This is a genomic window from Mesorhizobium sp. M0898 (genome assembly GCF_040319695.1).
In the GTDB taxonomy this organism is placed as follows: Bacteria; Pseudomonadota; Alphaproteobacteria; order Rhizobiales; family Rhizobiaceae; genus Mesorhizobium.
In genome coordinates this window covers 1-559 of the sequence record NZ_JAMYOE010000164.1, presented here as the reverse complement: position 1 = coordinate 559, position 559 = coordinate 1, and the positions used below count along the sequence as shown (strand labels likewise).

At 56.2% G+C, this 559-nt stretch carries 1 protein-coding gene and 1 pseudogene; both read left to right on the top strand.

From position 1 onward, the window contains the following. Nucleotides 1-315: Rieske (2Fe-2S) protein (locus tag NKH90_RS34745; RefSeq protein ID WP_352823854.1), on the top strand; the 315-nt coding region annotated here is incomplete at its 5' end. Nucleotides 316-368: 53 nt separating this feature from the next. Continuing rightward, nucleotides 369-559 (top strand): annotated as a pseudogene (locus NKH90_RS34740) (amidohydrolase family protein); the annotation flags it as partial.

Sequence of the window (559 nt, the reverse complement as noted above, 5' to 3'; positions counted from 1 at the left end):
GGCGACTACTTCGCCCTCCTCAATCGTTGCCCTCACCAGAGTGCTGAACTGTCGATGGGCTTGATCTCAGGTATCGCAACGGCAGATGAGCCCGGACATGTCCAGTGTTCGCGTCGGGGCGAGTTCATCCGCTGCCCTTGGCACGGCTGGGAGTTTGATATTCGCACCGGCCAGTCATGGTGTGATCCGGGGCGAATATCCGTGAAACAATACCCGGTATCGATAACTGCGGGAGCCGAATTGGTCGAGGGTCCGTATAAAGCGGAAACTTTCCCTGTGAGTGTCGAGGATTCATACCTGGTCGTCGATCTCTGAACGATCGACCCCATTTATCTGAGACGGCAGAGATTCTTGGAAGCGAGGCATTGATGCTCCACAAGCCGACATCGGTAATCGATTGCGATATTCATCCCGCAGTGCCGGGAAATGATGCTCTGATCCCTTATATGGACGAGTATTGGCAGGAACAATTCATCAGCCGCGGGATCGGCGAGATGGATCTGGCCAGCTATCCGCCGAGCGCACCGCTGTCATGCCGCCCGGACTGGCGGAAAGATGG